This is a genomic window from Lysinibacillus sp. 10T31 (genome assembly GCF_056394365.1).
This window is the reverse complement of record NZ_JBFTHS010000046.1, coordinates 18234-37928: the sequence shown is the minus strand read 5'-3', so window position 1 is coordinate 37928 and position 19695 is coordinate 18234. Positions and strand designations below refer to the sequence as shown.

23 protein-coding genes are annotated in these 19695 nt (G+C 36.7%); 15 read left to right on the top strand and 8 right to left on the bottom strand.

Annotated elements, in window-relative coordinates; all coding sequences use genetic code 11:
* Nucleotides 1-152: 152 nt before the first annotated feature.
* Nucleotides 153-413, top strand: a complete 261-nt coding sequence (locus AC1DCY_RS21395; protein ID WP_460013308.1) for a DUF1294 domain-containing protein — start codon at nucleotides 153-155, stop codon at nucleotides 411-413.
* 124 nt (nucleotides 414-537) lie between these two features.
* On the opposite strand, the gene AC1DCY_RS21390 is transcribed toward AC1DCY_RS21395, so the two are convergent.
* Nucleotides 538-930, bottom strand: a complete 393-nt coding sequence (locus tag AC1DCY_RS21390; RefSeq protein WP_427503930.1) for a sigma-w pathway protein ysdB — start codon at nucleotides 928-930, stop codon at nucleotides 538-540.
* A gap of 103 nt (nucleotides 931-1033) precedes the next feature.
* On the opposite strand from AC1DCY_RS21390, the gene AC1DCY_RS21385 reads away from it, so the two are divergent.
* Nucleotides 1034-1519 carry a dUTP diphosphatase gene (locus AC1DCY_RS21385; protein ID WP_053484956.1) on the top strand — a complete coding sequence of 162 codons (486 nt, stop codon included), beginning with the start codon at nucleotides 1034-1036 and terminating at the stop codon, nucleotides 1517-1519.
* Between the two features lie 96 nt (nucleotides 1520-1615).
* The gene (locus AC1DCY_RS21380; RefSeq protein WP_100544875.1) at nucleotides 1616-2704 is read left to right on the top strand and encodes a M42 family metallopeptidase; all 1089 of its coding nucleotides are present in this window, start codon (nucleotides 1616-1618) and stop codon (nucleotides 2702-2704) included.
* Between the two features lie 285 nt (nucleotides 2705-2989).
* Here the strand turns inward: AC1DCY_RS21380 and AC1DCY_RS21375 are convergent, their stop codons facing one another.
* The 3 genes from AC1DCY_RS21375 to AC1DCY_RS21365 all read right to left on the bottom strand — a co-directional run bounded on the left by AC1DCY_RS21375 (nucleotide 2990) and on the right by AC1DCY_RS21365 (nucleotide 5000).
* Nucleotides 2990-3280, bottom strand: coding sequence for a hypothetical protein (locus AC1DCY_RS21375; protein WP_477353415.1), 291 nt, complete (start codon nucleotides 3278-3280; stop codon nucleotides 2990-2992).
* Nucleotides 3281-3631: 351 nt separating this feature from the next.
* Nucleotides 3632-4627 carry a serine hydrolase domain-containing protein gene (locus AC1DCY_RS21370; RefSeq protein WP_477353414.1) on the bottom strand — a complete coding sequence of 332 codons (996 nt, stop codon included), beginning with the start codon at nucleotides 4625-4627 and terminating at the stop codon, nucleotides 3632-3634.
* Nucleotides 4628-4838: 211 nt separating this feature from the next.
* Nucleotides 4839-5000, bottom strand: a complete 162-nt coding sequence (locus AC1DCY_RS21365; RefSeq protein WP_477353413.1) for a hypothetical protein — start codon at nucleotides 4998-5000, stop codon at nucleotides 4839-4841.
* A gap of 311 nt (nucleotides 5001-5311) precedes the next feature.
* Here AC1DCY_RS21365 and argF point away from each other — a divergent pair, with 311 nt between their 5' ends.
* The 9 genes from argF (at nucleotide 5312) to AC1DCY_RS21320 (ending at nucleotide 13294) form a co-directional block, all read left to right on the top strand.
* Nucleotides 5312-6277, top strand: a complete 966-nt coding sequence (gene argF, locus AC1DCY_RS21360) for an ornithine carbamoyltransferase (protein WP_477353412.1) — start codon at nucleotides 5312-5314, stop codon at nucleotides 6275-6277.
* Nucleotides 6278-6704: 427 nt separating this feature from the next.
* A complete protein-coding gene (locus AC1DCY_RS21355; RefSeq protein ID WP_477353411.1) occupies nucleotides 6705-7604 on the top strand; it encodes a LysR family transcriptional regulator in 900 nt (299 codons plus the stop codon).
* A gap of 185 nt (nucleotides 7605-7789) precedes the next feature.
* Nucleotides 7790-9118 carry an LLM class flavin-dependent oxidoreductase gene (locus AC1DCY_RS21350; protein ID WP_477353410.1) on the top strand — a complete coding sequence of 443 codons (1329 nt, stop codon included), beginning with the start codon at nucleotides 7790-7792 and terminating at the stop codon, nucleotides 9116-9118.
* Between the two features lie 46 nt (nucleotides 9119-9164).
* Nucleotides 9165-10172 carry an LLM class flavin-dependent oxidoreductase gene (locus AC1DCY_RS21345; protein WP_477353409.1) on the top strand — a complete coding sequence of 336 codons (1008 nt, stop codon included), beginning with the start codon at nucleotides 9165-9167 and terminating at the stop codon, nucleotides 10170-10172.
* 13 nt (nucleotides 10173-10185) lie between these two features.
* Nucleotides 10186-10458 carry a glutaredoxin family protein gene (locus AC1DCY_RS21340; RefSeq protein WP_477353408.1) on the top strand — a complete coding sequence of 91 codons (273 nt, stop codon included), beginning with the start codon at nucleotides 10186-10188 and terminating at the stop codon, nucleotides 10456-10458.
* A gap of 15 nt (nucleotides 10459-10473) precedes the next feature.
* Nucleotides 10474-11298, top strand: a complete 825-nt coding sequence (locus AC1DCY_RS21335) for a transporter substrate-binding domain-containing protein (protein WP_477353407.1) — start codon at nucleotides 10474-10476, stop codon at nucleotides 11296-11298.
* Between the two features lie 26 nt (nucleotides 11299-11324).
* Nucleotides 11325-12029: an amino acid ABC transporter permease gene (locus AC1DCY_RS21330; protein WP_477353406.1), complete on the top strand. Its 705-nt coding sequence runs from the start codon at nucleotides 11325-11327 to the stop codon at nucleotides 12027-12029.
* A gap of 11 nt (nucleotides 12030-12040) precedes the next feature.
* Complete coding sequence (locus AC1DCY_RS21325) at nucleotides 12041-12748, top strand: amino acid ABC transporter permease (RefSeq protein WP_477353405.1); 708 nt, start codon at nucleotides 12041-12043, stop codon at nucleotides 12746-12748.
* A 33-nt stretch (nucleotides 12749-12781) separates the two neighbouring features.
* Nucleotides 12782-13294 (top strand): N-acetyltransferase family protein, encoded by a 513-nt coding sequence (locus AC1DCY_RS21320; protein ID WP_477353404.1) that lies wholly within the window; start codon nucleotides 12782-12784, stop codon nucleotides 13292-13294.
* A gap of 59 nt (nucleotides 13295-13353) precedes the next feature.
* Here AC1DCY_RS21320 and AC1DCY_RS21315 read toward each other — a convergent pair whose 3' ends face one another.
* Nucleotides 13354-14733 carry an FAD-binding oxidoreductase gene (locus tag AC1DCY_RS21315; RefSeq protein WP_477353403.1) on the bottom strand — a complete coding sequence of 460 codons (1380 nt, stop codon included), beginning with the start codon at nucleotides 14731-14733 and terminating at the stop codon, nucleotides 13354-13356.
* A gap of 78 nt (nucleotides 14734-14811) precedes the next feature.
* Entirely contained in the window at nucleotides 14812-15021 is a 210-nt protein-coding gene (sspI, locus tag AC1DCY_RS21310; RefSeq protein WP_100544862.1) for a small acid-soluble spore protein SspI, read from the bottom strand.
* A gap of 379 nt (nucleotides 15022-15400) precedes the next feature.
* On the opposite strand from sspI, the gene AC1DCY_RS21305 reads away from it, so the two are divergent.
* The 3 genes from AC1DCY_RS21305 to AC1DCY_RS21295 all read left to right on the top strand — a co-directional run bounded on the left by AC1DCY_RS21305 (nucleotide 15401) and on the right by AC1DCY_RS21295 (nucleotide 18606).
* Nucleotides 15401-15922 (top strand): sigma-70 family RNA polymerase sigma factor, encoded by a 522-nt coding sequence (locus AC1DCY_RS21305; RefSeq protein ID WP_477353402.1) that lies wholly within the window; start codon nucleotides 15401-15403, stop codon nucleotides 15920-15922.
* 186 nt (nucleotides 15923-16108) lie between these two features.
* On the top strand, nucleotides 16109-16240 hold the full coding sequence (locus tag AC1DCY_RS21300) for a hypothetical protein (RefSeq protein ID WP_477353401.1): 132 nt from the start codon (nucleotides 16109-16111) through the stop codon (nucleotides 16238-16240).
* Nucleotides 16241-16446: 206 nt separating this feature from the next.
* Entirely contained in the window at nucleotides 16447-18606 is a 2160-nt protein-coding gene (locus AC1DCY_RS21295) for a bifunctional diguanylate cyclase/phosphodiesterase (protein WP_477353400.1), read from the top strand.
* A 525-nt stretch (nucleotides 18607-19131) separates the two neighbouring features.
* Here the strand turns inward: AC1DCY_RS21295 and AC1DCY_RS21290 are convergent.
* The gene (locus AC1DCY_RS21290; RefSeq protein ID WP_100544861.1) at nucleotides 19132-19323 is read right to left on the bottom strand and encodes an H-type small acid-soluble spore protein; all 192 of its coding nucleotides are present in this window, start codon (nucleotides 19321-19323) and stop codon (nucleotides 19132-19134) included.
* A gap of 12 nt (nucleotides 19324-19335) precedes the next feature.
* Complete coding sequence (locus AC1DCY_RS21285) at nucleotides 19336-19509, bottom strand: YfhD family protein (protein WP_477353399.1); 174 nt, start codon at nucleotides 19507-19509, stop codon at nucleotides 19336-19338.
* Between the last annotated feature and the right edge of the window lie 186 nt (nucleotides 19510-19695).

Sequence of the window (19695 nt, the reverse complement as noted above, 5' to 3'; positions counted from 1 at the left end):
GAATGCATATGGCTTTCGACGCTTCGATCACTTTCGAGCAAAAATCTTATTAAATTTAAAGTATAAAGATATCGGGGTTCATCTGGGTTAACGTGCTAAAAGATCACATCACCCCAACATTTGACTTAGAACCTAAAAAAAGGAGTACTTCAATGGGTCAAGCATTATTCGCGTATATGGCGATTGTTTCTATAGTCCTGCTCGTGATGATGGGCATGGATAAATCAAAGGCAAAAAAACATGAATGGCGTATTGCAGAACGCACATTATTTACATTAGCAATCGGTGGTGGTGCAGTAGGGGGCGTGCTGGGAATGTATTTATTCCGTCATAAAACACGCCATAATAGCTTTGCATTTGGCTTTCCACTGCTAGCAGCTATTCAAATTTTTATTCTAGTACAATTATGGTGATAAATCACGGGAATGTTCCGATAAAACTAAAAGATGTTCCGATAAATCATAGGAATGTTCCGATAAAATCAGAAAATGTTCCGATAAATCATGAAAACATTCCGATAAATAAAAAACATCCTCATTATGAGGATGTGTTGCGCATAAGCTTTTCAATGGGCTGCTTCCAATTTATTTTTGCGCTCGGATAGTTCAATAGAATTTCTTGCTGTAGGTATTCAAAATCTCTTTTCGTAAAACCTTGCAGTGTAGCGGCGTCTCGGGCGCCAACAAAAATCGTAACAACCTCGAAGGCATCTTCAGTAGTGCCGAGGTATTTTTCACCTTCGAAAAGAGCACCCTTATAAGAAATAAAGAAGTTTTTTCGGACATTTTTGACGTCATCATAAAAATAATATTGGCCTTTTTCATAGGCTTCATCAAGTTTTCGCTTAGGATCGGTTATATAACGAATCGCTTTATAAAATACATAGATAATAAGCGCAATAACAGCAAGACGAATAAGTAACGGCAACATTTTTAATTTCCCCCTTGAAGAAAGGTTATTCCTTCCTATACGATTGTGGAGGGCAATTAGTTTCACTTTTTATAAATATTTTTAAGAAATTTAGGAGAAAAAAATGAATTTACAACAATTGTTTAAAATGCAAAAAGAGCTTGATGATTTCATCGAGAAAACACAAAATATAGAACGTGATGTATTTAAGGAAAAAGGTTTAGCCTTAATGGTAGAGTTGGCTGAACTTGCAAATGAGACACGTTGCTTTAAGTTTTGGAGCACAAAAGGAGCTTCAGAACGTGATGTAATTTTAGAGGAATATGTAGATTCTATTCATTTTATATTATCACTTGGCTTATTAAAAGGTTATACAGCGATCGAAAAATGGCCGGTGATTGAAGAGAAGAGAGATTTAACAGAGACATTTTTAATGACACAAGACTATATTTTAAGCTTTATTAGTCAACCAACAGAGGATAGATATTTAGCGATCTGGCAATGCTATGGATTACTCGCGTTTAATCTAGGCTTTTCGTTTGAGGACGTTGTTACGGCATATATTGAGAAAAATGAAGAAAATTATAATCGTCAACGTTCAGGATATTAAAGTGTAAGAAATACACCAATTTTCTGACGATTAAGCTAGGAATATTTCGGTAAACGAAGTATAATAGAGAAGATATAAGAGTCAGGAGGCAAAAAGATGACACAACTAGATCCAACATTACAAATGTTTAAAGATTTAACAGATGCGAATGGTATAGCAGGTAATGAACGTGCACCACGCGAGGTCATGAAAAAATACATTGGACCATATGCAGACTTAGTTGAAACAGATAATTTAGGTAGCGTCATTGCTAAAAAAGTAGGCGATGAAAATGGTCCTAAAATTATGGTTGCAGGTCATTTAGATGAAGTAGGCTTCATGGTTACTCAAATCGATGACAAAGGGTTCATCAAATTCCAAACAGTAGGCGGCTGGTGGAGCCAAGTTATGCTTGCACAGCGTGTAACAATTACAACACGTAAAGGTGAAGAAATTATTGGGGTTATTGGTTCAAAGCCACCTCATATTTTACCTGCAGATGTGCGTAACAAAGTGGTAGACATTAAAGATATGTTTATCGATGTTGGTGCTGCTTCAAAAGATGAAGTACTTGAATGGGGCGTACGTCCTGGCGATATGGTAACACCATATTTCGAATTTAATGTAATGAAAAATGAAAAATACTTATTAGCAAAAGCATGGGATAACCGCATTGGTTGTGCAATTGCAATTGATGTGATGAAAGCATTGCAAAATGAGAAGCATCCTAACATCCTTTATTCTGTAGGGAATGTCCAAGAGGAAGTAGGGCTTCGTGGTGCGAAAACGGCTACGCATAAAATCCAACCTGATATTGGCTTTGCTGTCGATGTAGGTGTAGCGGGAGACACACCAGGGGTAACTGCAAAAGAATCAACTAGTAAAATGGGTGCTGGTCCACAAATTGTTGTCTACGATGCATCAATGGTATCACACCGCGGCTTACGTGAATTTGTATTAGATGTGGCAGACGAGCACAATATTCCATATCAATTCGAAGCGATGGCTGGTGGCGGTACAGACGCTGGTTCTATCCACGTAACAGCAAATGGTATACCTGCACTATCAATCGGCATTGCTACACGCTACATTCACTCACATGCAGGCATTTTACATCGTGATGATTATGACAACGCTGTAAAATTAATGGTGGAAGTTATTAAAAAATTAGATCGTGATGCAGTGAATAAAATTATTTTTGATTAATACTGCTTAAAAACTAATATTGCCTTCTAACAAAAAATGTTAGGAGGCTTTTTACGATTGGTTAGATCAAAAAAATATATATTCAAACACAAACTGTAGAAACAAAGCATTGTAGATGAGCTCTGTATGCTGTTTTAATTTTGTTAGCTTACATGAGTCCTCCTAGCAATATTCTAGACAAGAAGAAGTATAACAAAAGGACTTGTATGTAGTTTTACGTACAAGCCCCTAAATTAATGTGTGATGGGGTATTATTTCGATTGTCGGATGGTTGATAATAACCTGCTATTCACCAATATGCTTTACGATTTCCCACGTCTCATCAGAATTATCTAGCTTTTTCCAAATCTGCCCACTTGTTGAGTTGCATAAGTATAACCATCCATCACTTACAACTAACTCATAATTTTCATTTGTCTCAATTCCATTTATTGAATTTGCCATTTGAAAATTTGAATTCGTAATATTGCTCCCTGCATTATCTATACTATTTGATAATTTAGTCGTGCCATATATTAAAGAGCCACCGATTATGATACTGGATAAAACAATTGCAATACTAGTATTCTTATCCATTTAAATCTCTCCCCCCTAAAAGTATTTAACTATACTACTATTAATAAACTCATGTGGAAATAATACCATAGGGAAGTGTTGTTTAGTAGATAAATGGTAAATATGAAACAGAAGAAATCAACCGTCACCTTTTATCGACACGATAAGCCCTAAATGCTTAAAGGTCTATTCAGCAAAAAAAGCGCAGTTCTATGCAGAAAAAATCCTATACAATAATTATTAAACCATCCCTCAAACATAAATGTTTGAGGGATGGTGGTCTGATTTTATGTCGATAAATTTAAAAAGCTGGGTGATAAGTTCAGAATTTTTTATCTATAAATTCTCATTATCTCTCGATAAAAATAAAATCTATTTATTCTGTATAAGCTGCAATATATCTTTACCAATTTGACTAGGATTTGCCGCCAATATAGGAGATCGATAATTTGATAAAACAACGACGCCCGTTTGTTGTGTTTTATCAAACCCTAAATAACTTGAGAAAGCTTTCGTCGAACCATTATGCCAAATGATATTGTCATCGAGTTGCCATCCTAGACCAATACCCATATGTTCCGAAAAGGTTTCAGTAGCTTGATGTGTTAATGAATAACCTAAATTTTCATCACTTAAATGTACTTTCGTAAATGTTAAAAGATCATTAACAGTTGAACGGGCTGCCCCTGCCGCCATAAATTCATTCATTTGGAGCGGTGGCTTTTTATGTCCAAGGATCGTGTATCCTTGCAAAACCGCTTCTGCTTTATCAGCAGGGATAGAGATAAATGTATTTGGCATATTTAAAGGATCTGTTAATCGTTGTTTGATAGCTGTTTCATAATCAGTGTGCAGTGTATTGGCTAAAATATATCCTAAAAGCCCCATTCCTACATTAGAATATCTAAATTTAACTTTAGGCTCATCAGTGTGCGTTTTAAAATAATGGATAGTTTCCTCCAGTGAATATTGGCAAAAAGGATCACGAGGTGTTTGCACATCGAAAACATTGTAAATGTTCTTCAGCACACCTATTCCCGGTAGTCCAGAAGTATGATTTGCTAAACGTTTGAGTGTGACAGGGTGAGTATCGGGAATTTCAGAAAAGTATTTGCCAATAGAATCTTCTACATAGACTTTTCCCTCCTGAATCATTTCCCCTAATATGGATGTAGTCAAAACTTTAGAAATCGACCCAACTTCATATATATAAGGCTTTTCTTCCAGCATAAAATTTGAGCCACCGAAAGTAAAAGTAGCTTCTTGGTCTTGAGAAATGATACCGATGGATAAAGCAACATTTGGACGAGTTTTTATATAGGGATAAGCAATTTTAAATATGTCCTTCTTTAAATCATGTAAATCCACAATAATTCCTCCGCTAAGAACACTTATTTTTTCCTACTCCTTTGAAATAATAAAAGGTAATTTCAAAAGTATGTACTTTAATTGTAACAAATCCTCGCTATGGAGCTTTGTATAATTTTTATAAATAATAGCAAGTTCGATTTCCTCCTGCTTTTGAAAATAAAGATGTCCTCGTTCATCTAGCTATATAATAACCTCACTACGATCCTTTTTATTCATAGTTTTTTTCTTGCTCCAGCCAACTTACTAATTGGGTAACAGGGCCTGCAGATGCACCCATTAACTTTGCTAATTCATAAGTTTGAACGGACCATTCGTCTAGAAGAGGACTTAAAAATACTGCTTGTTTTGAAGTTAACGTTTCATCTAACAAAGAGGGAAAATTTCATAAACATTAAATTGGCTTCGTATTTACTTGAATAATTTCTTTGAAAAGATGCACCAATTCCTTTTTGTGTATTTTACCATCTAAATACCTAATATATATTAAGTATTACCAATAATGCAATTCCCTTAACTATGCGATCGAAGATAAAAAATGCATAAAAATTCGATTATTCGCATTTTAGACACATCCGAAGATAAAATTCTAACTTTTTAAAATAAACATAAAAATTCAGTTGATTTTATATTTATGCATTTGTTATACTAATTCCAACAGCAACGAAACAAGGAGAGAAGGCTATGAAATTACTCGAGGAAGTACAGTTAAAGTTAGTGTCTAGCTTAAAAGGTAAAGACCTATTAACCTTGCTAGACTATACAAGTGAAGAGGTTCAACAGTTAGTAGAATTAGCGACACAGCTGAAAATGATTACAAAAGAAGGGAAATGTCCGAAGCTACTAGAAGGTAAAACACTCGGCATGATTTTTGAGAAACATTCAACTCGTACTCGTATTTCGTTTGAAGTAGGTATGAACCAATTGGGCGGAAAAGGTATGTTTATGCATGCGCGTGATTTGCAGATAGGTCGCGGTGAATCGATTTATGATACTGCACATGTGTTATCAGGCTATTTAGATGGTATTATGATTCGCGCAAACTCTCATGCAATGGTGAAGGAGCTTGCAGAGCATGCATCTATACCGGTTATCAATGGACTAACGGATATTTATCACCCATGCCAAGCTTTAGCAGATTTAGAAACAATCATTGAACATAAAGGCAAACTAAAAGGATTAAAAATTGCATATGTTGGAGATGGCAACAATGTAGCACACTCATTAGTAGTCGCTTCTGCGCATGTAGGAATGAACGTGGCAGTGGCAACACCAGTTGGCTATGAATGTGATGCAGAGGTTATCGCAAAAGCTCAGGCTATCGCAGAAGCAAATGGTAGTACAATCATTATTACAAATGATCCTATAGATGCAGTTATAAACGCGGATGTAGTGTATGCTGATGTATGGACGTCGATGGGGCAAGAAGAGGAAGCTGCAAAACGTCTAGAAGACTTTGCAGGTTATCAAATTAATGATGAGCTTGTCGCATACGCAAAATCGAATTATATGTTCCTGCACTGTTTACCGGCTCATCGTGAAGAAGAAGTAGCGTCATCTGTTATTGATGGCCCAAATTCCTACATCTTTGAACAAGCGGAAAATAGACTTCATGCACAAAAAGCAGTACTAGCATCAATTCTTGCTTAACTTCTTTCAGCAAATGTTTTGGTAGCGAAAGCGAAGCGTCAGCTACAAATGTTTTATGTAGCGAAAGCGAAGCGCCAGCTACAAATGTTTTGGTAGCGAAAGCAATAAATGAACTTTTCAAGCAAGAACAGACACCAAGCATTATACTTCTCAGTTTGAGAAGTACTATATAGAGAGAGTTCATATTGGCAACAGGGGGTGTCAATGTGAATAACATAACAGTGGTTGCAGACAGAGGGATGTAAGCCACGCGTGATGTATGTTATCAAGATGGATGACCACATCGCTACATACTAAAGTAACCTGGGAGACGCTAGGTTGCTTTTTTTCTTGTTGAAAATATAATCCCTAGTTTTCCAATCTTTTATAGAAAATAAAAGCGATTATCTATATAATAGGATAAATAAGTAATTTGAGGAGGCTTCAGATGAATATTGACCATATCGAAGCGTTTTTATATGTAGTGCATTATAAAAGTATTCATAAGGCCGCAAATGCATTGTTTTTATCTCAACCGACTGTGACTGCACGTATTAAATCATTGGAGCGAGAGTTGAATGTAGAGTTATTTCATCGCGATGGGCGAAGTGTAATATTATCGGATAAAGGCAAGGATTTTGTACCGTTTGCGACTCAAATTGTGCAAACCTTCGAACAGGGAAAGAAACAATTAGAGGTAACGAAGGAGTCTGACGAGGTGTGCATTGGTACAAATGGAGTCACAGCACAATATTTTTTAGCTTACGCATTGCCTAAATGGAAGGAGGACTTTCCACATTTGCGCTTTCAGATTATCACAGGTTCAACAGCGGTGATTTTAGAGAAATTGCAAAGTCATCAAATCCATCTTGGTCTAATTCAATACGTGCATAGGGAAGGGATTTGCAATGAGCTGTTGCTAAGTAATGCAGTCAAACTTGTAATGCATCGCGAGCATCCCTTTATACAACAAAATCTAATGAAAGCGAAGGAACTGGCACAACAGAAAATGGTGTTTTTTGAATGTGGTGCTTTTGATTGGAATTATGTGCATAAAATGTTTGAGGTAGAGGGCGTATCAGCCAATATTGAAGTGCGAACTGATCATTTAGAAGTAGCGAAAGAATTTATTCGTACGAAAGAGTATATGAGCTTCTTACCACATCTCTGTGTAAAAAAGGAGCTTGAAAGTGGGGAATTTGTTGAAATTGATATTAAGCATTTACTTGATATGAATCAACATATTTTTTTAACGTATAAAAATAAAGAGACGCTGGCGCCTGCCTTTTGGAAAACAATACAAGAAACTGCTCTTCAATATGAAAATATTCAAGAAAATTCGAATTGATAAAATATTTTATAAGACAGTAAATTTTTTTCTATTATGTAGTCTATTGCAAATTGTATAAATGAACTGTATTATCTTCCTCAATCCTATTTTATTTATGGCACCCATAAATAAAATATTTTTTTAAACATAAAACATACTTAACCACTATGTTTAGTAAAAATAAAATTTGAGGAGGAACAAATATGGTGAGACAGGACAAAATTCGATTCGGGGCTATTATTCATGGTGTAGGTGGTAATATTTCAGGTTGGCGTCATCCTAAGGTGGCTAGCAATCAAAGTGTAAGCTTGCCGTTTTATATTCAGCAGGCACAAAAGGCTGAGCAGGGGAAATTTGATGTTGCTTTTATTGCAGATGGTTTGTTCATCAATGAAAAATCGATTCCTCATTTTTTAAATCGTTTTGAGCCAATAACAATTCTTTCGGCGCTAGCAGTAGCAACTAAAAACATCGGGTTAGTGGGTACTGTATCAACCTCCTATAGCGAACCATTTACAGTGGCACGCCAATTTGCCTCTTTGGATCATATTAGCGGGGGCCGCGCAGGGTGGAATGTTGTAACGACACCATTAGAAAGCACTGCCTTAAACTACAATAAATCAATTGAACAGCATCCTAACCACGCAGAGCGCTATCAAATTGCTGAGGAATATTTAGAAGTGGCAAAGGGCTTGTGGGATTCATGGGAAGATGATGCTTTCATTGCAGATGTAGAAAATGATGTATTTTTCGATCCTGATAAGCTGCACACATTAAATCATCAGGGCAACTATTTTTCAGTACAAGGTCCGCTAAATATTGCACGCTCTAAGCAAGGGCAGCCTGTTATTTTCCAAGCGGGTTCTTCAGATGCAGGTATTCGATTAGCGGCAAAAGATGCAGATGCAATTTTTACCCATGGTGCGTCGTTAGAAGAGTCACAGAAATTTTATAGAAGGGTAAAGACTGAGGTTGCGGCATTTGGACGCAATCCAGAGGAAGTTAAAATTTTCCCAGGAATCTCTCCGATTATTGGCGATACGCTTGAGGAAGCAGAAGCGAAGTATCGGGATATCGTTGAGCTTGTTTCGATAGAGCGTGCACTTGCTTATCTTGGTCGATATTTTGATCATCATGATTTTACACAATATGATGTAGACGCACCATTCCCAGAGCTTGGTGATATTGGAGCGAACAGCTTTAGAAGTACGACTGATTATATTAAAAAATATGCCAAACAAGAAGGGCTAACATTGCGACAAGTTGCTTTACGTGAAGCAACTCCAAAAACAGCATTCTTTGGTACAGCAGAGCATGTGGCTGACCTCGTGCAGGAATGGTTTGAGCAAGAGGCGGCTGATGGCTTTATTATAGGCGTTACTGTACCTGGAGCACTGGATGATTTTGTAGATAAGGTTGTGCCGATTTTACAAGCAAGAGGGCTATACCGTGAAGAATATGAAGCAGACACATTACGTGGTAACTTAGGTTTACCATTTAAAGAAAGCCGTTATGTCAAACAGTCTGTCTAAAAACCTAGTAAATATATACGAATAAATGCAATTAAGGAGGAAACGTATGAGCTATTCATTAGGCATATTAGATCAAAGCCCTATTATTGAGGATGCTACAAACGAGCAGACCTTACAAAAAACAGTGGCTCTAGCACAAAAAGCAGAGCAATTGGGCTACTCACGTTTTTGGGTGTCAGAGCACCACAATACAGATACATTAGCGGGGTCATCGCCAGAGGTATTAGTATCTTATCTCCTTGCTAAAACAAAATCTATCAATATTGGCTCAGGTGGTGTGATGCTACAGCATTACAGCCCTTACAAGGTAGCGGAAAATTTTCATGTTCTCGCATCGTTGGAGCCAGGGCGAGTTGATTTAGGCATAGGGAAGGCACCGGGGGGTTTACCTCTCTCTACGAAGGCGTTACAATATGGCACGCTCAATAAAGGCGAAGATTTTGAGGAAAGATTAACATTTTTACAGCAATTAATTGAGCAAAAAGTACCGGCAGAGCACGAGTTATATGGAATACAGGCAACGCCGATTCCGAAGGTAAAGCCAGCATTATTTTTACTTGGGGCAAGTCCTCAAAGTGCAACTCTTGCAGGCAAACTAGGCATTGCGTTCGTCTTTGCACGATTTATTAATAGTGATAATGATGTATTAGCACAAGCAGCTACAGCCTATCGCAAGCATCATCCAAACGGTCATTTTGCCGTTTCCATCGCAGCCCTTGCAGCCCCTTCAAAGGAGGAGGCGAAAGAGCTTATTGGTGATCAAAAAATTACGAAGGTGCATTTAGCAAGTGGCAAAAGCCTAACATTGCAATCGGTAGAGCTAGCAGAGAAATTTGGTCAGGAATCTGGAGAGTCATTTACGGTGAAGCAATATGATGCAGATATTTTATATGGGACTCCGGAAGATATTAAAACGATATTAGATGACTATCATGTGCGCTATCAAATTGATGAGTTTATTTTGCATACGCCTGTCTTGAAGGAATTTGAGCGGGAACGATCATTTGAGCTATTAAGTCCAGTCTATTTACAGCAAAAGGAAGCGGTAAGCTAAGGAGGAAATGAACATGACAAAAAATATAGATGTAATTGTTTGGTCAAAGCAAGGCTGTAGTTATTGTGATGAAGTGAAAACATATTTACAACAACAAGGCATTTCTTACAAAACAGTGGATGTAACACATAATGATGCATTCCGTGACATCCTTGAAGTAAAGTATGGTGTCCGTTATGTTCCGGTTGTCGAAATTGGATCGAATGGTGTCTTTAAAGCAGTAACAGAGATTGGACTGGAGCATTTAAAAGCAGCACTTGTTGTTGATATACCGTCGCATGCATAAGAAAAGAGGGATTCTATGAAAAAAATATCGTTATATTTACTATTGTTGCTAGTGTTACTTTTAACAGCTTGTACAAGTTCTGAAAAGTCCGAAGGGGATACTAGTGAGAATAAAGCGGCGCAAGGTGGAAAGGGAGTTCAAAAAATTATTGTCGGTACAGGAACCCAATTTCCAAATATCTGCTTCATTGATGACAAGGGAAAATTAACAGGTTATGATGTGGAGCTTGTTCGCGCTATTGATGAGAAGCTACCAGAATATGAGTTTGAATTTAAAACAATGGAATTTTCTAATTTATTACTAAGTTTGGAGACAAGAAAGATTGACTTTATTGCCCATCAAATGGAAGTCAATAGTGAACGAGAGGAGAAATTCCTATTTAATAAAGAGCCTTATAACGTATTCCCATTAAAAGTAACAGTCAATGCAAAAAACAAATCTATTCAATCCATTGATGATTTGAAGGGGAAAAACGTTAGTGTTTCACCAACTAGTAACTCTGCTGTCTATATAGAGAAATACAATAAGGAACATAATTTAGGCGCTAATATTGTCTATTCGTCCGGCTCGGTCGATGTTCACAATCAACTAGCGACTGGTCGAATCGATGCAATCATTACAACACCATTTACAGTAAAGTACTATAACGAAAGCAATGAAGCACAGGAGAAGGTTGTAGGAGATGCTTTATTAAATTCAAAAGTTTATTTTTTATTAAATAAAGACGAGGTTGTCTTACAGGAGCGACTTGATGATGCTATTCGAGAATTAAAGGCAGAGGGCGTCATTAGTAAGTTAAGTAAGAAATGGCTAGGTGACGATTATTCGGTAGACTTCTAAACGAAATAGGAGAGGGAGTAGGAAGTATGGCTAATGACTTTGACTTCACACTAATTGCAAAAGTACTTCCAATATTGCTTCAGTATTTACCAGTAACACTCGAAATTTTAGTGTTCGCAACCTTTTTTGGTATGCTGCTTGGTATAGTAATCGCTATACCAAAGCTGCTACACATACCAGTTTTGAAGCAAATTATAACGATTTATATTTCGTTTATTCGAGGTACACCGATTTTAGTGCAATTGTTTTTAGTATTTTATGGTATACCAGCGTTATTAAAGTTTGTGCATATTGATGTAACAAGAATGGATGCTATGTATTTTGTAATTATTACTTATACGTTGAGCAATGCTGCATCGTTTGCTGAGATTTTTAGAGCGGCTATTTTAACAGTTGATCGTGGACAAATGGAGGCGGCTTATTCAGTTGGATTAAGTGGAATACAGGCCTTTCTACGAATTGTGCTTCCTCAGGCGATTCGTGTTGCCTTTCCCAATATGGCAAATACGATGATAAGTTCATTAAAGGATACCTCTTTAGCATTTTCAATTGGTGTTATGGATATGGTGGGACGTGGAGAAACACTTATTGCCTCAACGACAAGAGCGCTGGAAATATATTTGGCGCTGTCCATTGTTTATTATGTCATTGTTATGCTATTAGAAAAGGTATTAAAACGAAATGAACGGTATCTTAATCGATATATGCCAAAGGAAGCTGCATCTAACTAGGGGGAAATGCTATGACTATAGATTATGCTTTTATTTTAGAAGCTTTAATAGAAATTAGTAAAGTATTGCCATTAACTTTGTTCATGACAGTTACGCCTGTCTTATTGGGCATTTTAATCGGCATAATAGTTGCTTTTGTTCGGATACAACAAATAAAAATACTTGCACCATTGTTGAATTTTTACGTATCTTTTTTTAGAGGCACACCAATCATTATGCACATTATGCTTGTCTATTTTGGAATACCAATTGTGGTTGATGTCATTGCAAAAGCTTTAAAGATAGAGTATCAATCGAGCTCTATCCCTATTTTATTTTTTGTTATTTTGGCTTTGACGCTAAGTGCGGGAGCTTACGCATCCGAAATAATTCGGTCCGGTATTTTAAGTGTACCTAAGGGACAGCTAGAGGCAGCTTATGCAGTCGGTTTAACATTTTCACAGGCGATGCGACGCTATATATTACCCCAAGCATTTAGTAAATCCATACCTAACTTCACAAATGTTTTTATTGGGTTCTTACATGCCACGTCACTAGCTTTTTTCCTTTCAGTTAAAGAGTTAACAGGAGTTGCGAATATCGTTGCTTCAATTAATTTAAAGTTTCTGGAGGCATTTATCGCTGTCGGGTTAATTTATTGGTGTATTTCAGCTATCGTTGAATGGCTGGCACATCGTATTGAAAAAAGAGTAACTGCCTATAGTAGAGGCGGCATTTAAATAGAGTTGTTTATATAGAAAGGGGATAGAACGATGACAGTAGCTGAAATAGTGATTGAGCATTTGAAAGAGGAAGACTATGCAAGGTATTTAGAAGTCCTAGTAGAAAGTTATGCACAATATGAAAAAGAATATGAAAACCCAGCGGACTGGGCTTCATACTTAAGTGATATTCGAGCATCTGTTGGTAATCCAAATGCAGAGACAATTTTAGTGGCAAAGCGTGGCGATGAGATTTTAGGGGGACTGCAATTATTTACAGATTCTGAAAAAGCATATGGTTTACCAGAGCTTAACATACAGTCTACCATTGTGCGCTTACTTGGCGTGCATCCTAAAGGAAGAGGGCTAGGTGTTGCAAAAAAATTACTGCATGAAAGTTTCACCTTTGCCCGCAATCGTCAGGATCAAGCCTTATATTTGCACTCAGGTGATATTATGCAGGCTGCTATTAATCTTTACTTATCGCTTGGCTTCGTACGAGACGAATCTAAAGAATTTAATAAGGGAGATAAACTAGTAAAAAGTTTCCGCTATGATTTATAAAAATGAACCCGTTGATATTGGATATCAACGGGTTTTATATGTTTGAAAGAATAATGAATTTACATGGTGAAAATTTTCCCTGGATTCATAATATTATGTGGATCAAGTGCCGCCTTAATGCTCTTCATCACTAATAGAGATGTTCCGTGCTCTGTAGACTGATATTTCATTTTTCCAATACCAACACCATGTTCACCAGTACAAGTGCCACCACGCAGTAAAGCAAAGTGCACAATATGTTCATTGAAGCGATTGGCTTTTACTTGCTCCTCTGCATCGTTTGGATCTAACATTAACAAGGCATGAAAGTTACCGTCTCCAACATGACCTACTATCCCACCTGCTAGACCAATATCCTCAAGTTGTTCACGAGCATATAAAACGGATTCAGCAAGCATGGATATCGGTACACAAACATCAGTCGACATAAGCTTTTTCCCTGGATAGGCATGGATATATGCATAGGCCAATGAATGGCGTGCCTCCCAGAGCTTATTACGTGCAGCATTGTCTTGTTCGAATTCAACAGAAAGACAGCCAAAGTCCTCAAAAATTTCTTTAGCAAATTCTATATCGGCATGCATACCTGCTTCATTTCCGTGAAATTCTAAAAATAATGTTGGTTTTTCATCATAGGATGTTTCATTATAAATATTTGCTTGTTTGATAGAGGCTTCATCGACCAGTTCAACACGGCCAATTGAAATGCCCGCTTGTAACAATGCGGTTACTGCACTGACAGCATCGCCAACTGTCGCAAAAACTGCACGTCCCGCCGTTACAAATTCGGGTATACCATAGACTTGTAAAGTTAATTCTGTAAAGCAACCTAGAGTACCCTCAGAGCCAATGAAAAGGCCATTCAAGTGATAACCAGAAGAAGATTTTGCTGCTAAGTTACCGGTATGAATGACTGAACCGTCTGCGAGTACAACCTCTAAATCTCGTACTTGATCGCGCATAACACCATAACGGACTGCTGTTGTCCCGCTGGCATTAGTTGCTGCCATTCCACCGAGTGTAGCATCAGCACCAGGGTCAACTGTGAATTGAAGTCCATATTTTTTTAATTCTTTATTCAATTGGGCACGTGTTACACCCGGTTGTACTTTCACAAGCAGGTCATCTGGTCGAATTTCTAAAATAGCATTCATTTCTGAGAAATCGATTGAAATGCCATTTGCAATGGGAATTGCATTTCCTTCCAAGCTTGAGCCAACACCAAAAGGTACGACTGGTACACGTTCCCCATGCGCAATTTTCAAGATGGCACTGACATCGGCCGTGGAACGAGGGAAGACAACGATATCTGGTAAGCTCATTGTATGATGAGATTCGTCTCTTCCATGTAGCTGTCGCACCGTTTCGTTTGTTGACACCTGTTCTTCAGATAAAACCATTTTTAGTTGATTTACTATTAATTCTACAGCAACAGTCATTCCAATCCCTCCTAATATTCTGATAAATTAAACTTTATCATGCATTAATTGGAAATGGAATGAACTGTCTATAAAAAATTAGTGAGCAAAGACTTTTTCAAGTTTTTGAACAAATGCATCCTGCTCAGTAGGACTAGATTGCTGCCACCATTTTTCGAAAAACACACCAAGCCCTGGAAGTAAATGCTCTTCACCACGACTAATGGCATCCTCGACAATATCCTTAAATTCGGCCGCTGATTGACCATGTACGTTTGTCGTAATCGCATCTCTTATTTGAAAATTCATCTATTTCGCCTCCTTAGTAGTAATTTTGTCCAACCTTTTAAGAAATATGTATAGAGTGACAAATCAATTATGCCTTGGCATAATTGCTGCTGCCGCTTTGCTTTCGCTACAGAAAACATTTGCCGCTGCCGCTTCGCTTTCGCACAGATAAATTGCCACAGGATGTGGCGCTCTATATCGTTAGGAGATGAATGCTGAAAGAAGTTAAAACATATGATTTTTGAAATATCATACTGTTGTTATGTATAAATATTAAAAAGGATTTATAAAGACTTTCTAATCATCTTGACAAAAGAGCTGTTCGACAACCTCCTAGTATAGTAACTAAGATGAAGGCACCTAGGAATAATGGACTGTGCACAGTCGACAGGACAATAAGATGACAACACAGCATAAAAAACAGTTATCGCCTGAGCAACCATTTGAGGAAGTATTAGAATTAGTCCAGCCGATGATAACGTCGATTTTGTTGAGGTGCCACATTTATAAGGATTTTGAGTATTATCGTCATATAGCATCCATAGCCGTGTGGGAGGCTTGGCGTAAAGCAGATCAATCAAAAGGGCTGTTTTCTGCTTATATTTATACAACCGTTAAAGGAGAAATTTTAAAAGAGCTTTCAAAAGAAAAAGGTTTTGAAAATATTCATACATCTATGGATAATGACACGATAAATTATATTCGAGATTATGAAATGAGTGAAAGCAGTCCAGTTCTTTTAGAATGTATTATGTCTCATTTAAAATTTGAAGAAAGAAAAATATTATTACTTTTTTATGTAGAAGGCTATAGTTACCTGGAAATAGCTAAAGAACTGGGTTTATCCGTGGACGCAGTAAAAAAAAGACGCACAAGAATAATGATTAAGCTTCGCGAGTTGTTACATTCTAAAGACGAATAGTACAAAGGCATCAAAGGTATGCTAATATCAAAACTGAATATTGGCATACTTTATCAATTATGCCTCGGCATAATTGCGTCCGGAATCGGCTTTGTGCTTAGTTAGCCGATATCGCATGGATGCGATGATTTTAGGCTAACATCCTATGTGAACTCCTTTCCGATTCTGTGACATCCGCCGGAGGCTTTGGGCCAACATGATGTTGGTCACTCAGTCGTTGCCACAGGACGTGGCGTTCTTAGACTGAGTTCCTCTGTTTCAGCGGATGTCTTTTGTGCCGAAAGAGTAGCGACAGGCACAGATGTTTGGATACACTGAAAAGTGATTTAAACCCGCATTCATCTCACCACCTATAGAGGTGGGAGACATTTGCTGAAAGAAGTTATATTTGCATACAAATTCCAATAAAAATGCTATGATTTGTAAGATGTCAAAGAAAAATACAATTTTTAATTTTATATTCCCTTTGGGTGGTTCATATTACCTATCTAATTTGATGTATATATTGGTATGGAGGGTTTCTGTTGGAGAATAGGTTGAAACAATTAGAGATAGAAAAGAAAGAGATTTGGTATATAGTATTGCCACTATTACTCGTGTTGCCACTATTAGGTTTAAGTAATCTGGTATTTGGTTCTTTTAGGGAAGAAAGTTACATTTGTTTGAATTTGATTATACAAGTACTAATTATTGTTTTTACAATGGCAATCGCTATTCAATCTTGGCTCGTTTTTTCCCACTTATTATCGAATCAAACATTATACATAGGTAATTTATTTTTTATCATCGCCTTGTTGGAAATAGTGAGCTTGGTTATTGCTCAATTTCCAATGGCTGAAACAGAATATATGAAAACATGGTTGCATTTAATAATGCGTTTAAGCTTATCAATCGGTTTTCTCTTCATTATTTTAAGGCCAAAAAAACGCTTAACGATGAATGATCGCATTTATACATATGGTACTTCCTTATTATTTGTACTACTGAGTTTTTTACTAGTTTATTTCTCTTCTAAATATTTTTTTGAAGAACAATTGTTGTTTAAAGCTAGCGCTATTGTTTATTTAATGTCTGCTGTCTTACAAGGTGTAACGATAGTGATTTTAAGTAAGTATATAAAAAAGCTGCCCAAACGAGTTATGTGGCTTATTAGTGCTGCAACTTATTTAATTATTAGTGATATTTTCTTTGTGGTCATCAAAGATTTGCAATCGATTTGGTGTTTTTCAGCATTAATTTATCAATTTTTTGCATTCTTCTTTTTCCTAAAAGCAATTTACTATACAACTGTTGAAAAACCATATCAGCAACTTTTAAAAATAAAGCAAGATCTTGAGCAATCACAGCAGGAGCTTCATTTTCAAGCTTTTCATGATGATATTACTAAGCTTCCAAATGAACATTTATTATTAAAAACTTTAAAAGAGGAATCGCATGACAATAGTCGTCAAAAAGCAATCATTGCAATTGAAATTGATCGCCTTGCTGCTAGTCGTTCATCTATAGGTATTAGCTATTCTAATACAATGATGAAGCTCATAGCTGAAAAAATTCAAGCTATATTACCTCCTCACTATTTTGCTACAAAGCTTCATGAGGGACAGTTCATTATTTATATTAATCATGTGAAGACAAGAGAAGAGTTGCTACAATTTTGCTTGAACTTGAAGAGTGCTATGAAAAAACCATTACAAGTACAACTATTTTCACTCAACGGAAATCTTAATATTGGCATTGCCCTGCATGAAGAAGGTTGCTCAGGTGAAGAGCTTTTAATGCATGCTCAGTTAGCGATGAGAGAAGCGAGTCAAATACCTCAAAGAGTTCTTTTTTATAAGCCATATATGTCAAATGGCATTGCTGATCGTATATTGATTGAGCAAGAGCTCCATAAAGCATTAGCTAATGAAGAATTTTACTTGGATTTTCAGCCTCAAGTAAATTTAAAAACGGGTAAAATTGAATCAGTAGAAGCGTTAGTGCGTTGGCGTCATCCAACCCGTGGATTTGTATCACCTGAGTTGTTTATCCCAATTGCAGAAGAATCTGGTCTTATTATTCCTTTAGGGAAATGGATTTTAGAAACGGCGTGCTCTCAAGCAATGACATGGAAGGAGCAGGGGTTGCCACCAATGAAGGTTGCTGTGAATTTATCCATTGGACAGTTATTCCAGCAAGATTTTGTGCATATGGTGCAAGAAATCTTACAACGTACAAATTTAGAACCAAAATATTTACAATTAGAAATTACGGAAAGTATGACGATGAACATTGATCAAATAACACAACTACTTCATGAATTAAAGGCAATTGGTATCCAAATTGCTGTTGATGACTTTGGGACAGGGTACTCGTCGCTTTCATATTTAAAAGATTTTCCAATAGATTGTTTGAAAATTGACCGGGCGTTCGTTCGAAATATACAACATAATTCAAATGATGAAGCACTCGTTTCTATGATTTTATCAATGGCGAAGCATTTGAGATTAAAGGTTGTTGCCGAAGGAATTGAAGAAGTGGAGCAGCTTGATTTCCTGATTGACGGTGATTGCGATTATATTCAGGGTTATTTATTTAGTAAGCCTATTTCTGCCGAACAAATTTCCAATAACTTCAAAGAGTTACACAATCGAGCAAGAGACATTTTAACAGAGTTAAAATATGAGGAGGATTACGTCATTTAAAATTGGGCTTATCAGAGGTGGAAAATTGAAGAAAATAATAATGGTATTAGGGTATATAATATTTTTAACATCCTTTTTATTTTTATCATTAAAAACATTGATTTTTTCTACAATGAGTAATTCTTTTCCGAATCCTACATTTATTTTAAGCTTACTTTTAATAATAACCATTACTGTGTCGTTAGGTTTGTTTTTTAGAAGGTTTGCTAATGATTATAAAAATTTGTTGCTATGGTCTACTGTCATTTCATGGATCTTAGTGTTGGCAATATTTTTGGGTTATTAAAGGTACTTTTCAAAAGTTCACCTCAGTGAATAAGCAGTTTTCACTGTGTATGTGAAAGCGAAACAGATGAGAGCCAGAATCGTGCGAAGTGGCTCATCGGACACCTCAAGGAAAGCGCACAGTCGGAACGGAAATCAAACACTCGTTTTGCCGAAGTGCCATACTTCCTAAACTTCATAAACATGAAAACTGCTTACTTCACCCAAAGGAAGTAAGCAGTTTTTTATTTGATGGTAAGTCTAATGTACGAGGTACTCTTCTTTTAATTCTCCTATGTCCACTTCGGATCGTTCCTCTAAAGAACGACGTAAATGGACAGTTGCAGTTTTACCATCATCATGAAGTTTGTCAATCCAAATAGATACGCCATTATAGCTTACTTCATATTCTTTTGGTGAGGCGACAATTTCTTGTGCACGTGTGTAATCCACTTGAAGGCCCCCTTATTTTTTCGTTTTGCCTTCTTTAGTGACTGAATTAATCATGTTCATAAACTCTTGAGAAAATTCTTCACTAGCTTTTTCACTAGCTTTGTCTGGCGCTATTTTTTGGTTTTTTGGCGTTTGAGGCAATGACCCTTTGTTGGCGCTTTTACCTTGTTTATTGTCTCTTCCCATGTTTAGTTTCTCCTTTCGTTTTGATATTTCTTAATATGGCTTTAAATTGATTTTTTTATCATGGGAAAAACTAGGGAAAGGAAAGAATATATTGTATAAATGTATAGAACTTTTTGAGTTAATAGATCAGCCTTAAATGTGCATACTATGCCATGATATCGCCTTCGTTATCAACAACTTTTGACC

Bases quoted from the DNA above. Each gene is read 5' to 3' on its own strand.
- argF (WP_477353412.1), top strand. From the start codon at position 5,312: ATGAAATTACTCGAGGAAGTACAGTTAAAGTTAGTGTCTAGCTTAAAA.
- AC1DCY_RS21315 (WP_477353403.1), bottom strand. From the start codon at position 14,733: ATGACTGTTGCTGTAGAATTAATAGTAAATCAACTAAAAATGGTTTTA.
- AC1DCY_RS21385 (WP_053484956.1), top strand. From the start codon at position 1,034: ATGAATTTACAACAATTGTTTAAAATGCAAAAAGAGCTTGATGATTTC.
- AC1DCY_RS21320 (WP_477353404.1), top strand. From the start codon at position 12,782: ATGACAGTAGCTGAAATAGTGATTGAGCATTTGAAAGAGGAAGACTAT.
- AC1DCY_RS21350 (WP_477353410.1), top strand. From the start codon at position 7,790: ATGGTGAGACAGGACAAAATTCGATTCGGGGCTATTATTCATGGTGTA.
- AC1DCY_RS21395 (WP_460013308.1), top strand. From the start codon at position 153: ATGGGTCAAGCATTATTCGCGTATATGGCGATTGTTTCTATAGTCCTG.
- AC1DCY_RS21390 (WP_427503930.1), bottom strand. From the start codon at position 930: ATGTTGCCGTTACTTATTCGTCTTGCTGTTATTGCGCTTATTATCTAT.
- AC1DCY_RS21345 (WP_477353409.1), top strand. From the start codon at position 9,165: ATGAGCTATTCATTAGGCATATTAGATCAAAGCCCTATTATTGAGGAT.
- AC1DCY_RS21285 (WP_477353399.1), bottom strand. From the start codon at position 19,509: ATGGGAAGAGACAATAAACAAGGTAAAAGCGCCAACAAAGGGTCATTG.
- AC1DCY_RS21305 (WP_477353402.1), top strand. From the start codon at position 15,401: ATGACAACACAGCATAAAAAACAGTTATCGCCTGAGCAACCATTTGAG.
- sspI (WP_100544862.1), bottom strand. From the start codon at position 15,021: ATGAATTTTCAAATAAGAGATGCGATTACGACAAACGTACATGGTCAA.
- AC1DCY_RS21380 (WP_100544875.1), top strand. From the start codon at position 1,616: ATGACACAACTAGATCCAACATTACAAATGTTTAAAGATTTAACAGAT.
- AC1DCY_RS21325 (WP_477353405.1), top strand. From the start codon at position 12,041: ATGACTATAGATTATGCTTTTATTTTAGAAGCTTTAATAGAAATTAGT.
- AC1DCY_RS21330 (WP_477353406.1), top strand. From the start codon at position 11,325: ATGGCTAATGACTTTGACTTCACACTAATTGCAAAAGTACTTCCAATA.
- AC1DCY_RS21355 (WP_477353411.1), top strand. From the start codon at position 6,705: ATGAATATTGACCATATCGAAGCGTTTTTATATGTAGTGCATTATAAA.
- AC1DCY_RS21375 (WP_477353415.1), bottom strand. From the start codon at position 3,280: ATGGATAAGAATACTAGTATTGCAATTGTTTTATCCAGTATCATAATC.
- AC1DCY_RS21340 (WP_477353408.1), top strand. From the start codon at position 10,186: ATGACAAAAAATATAGATGTAATTGTTTGGTCAAAGCAAGGCTGTAGT.
- AC1DCY_RS21335 (WP_477353407.1), top strand. From the start codon at position 10,474: ATGAAAAAAATATCGTTATATTTACTATTGTTGCTAGTGTTACTTTTA.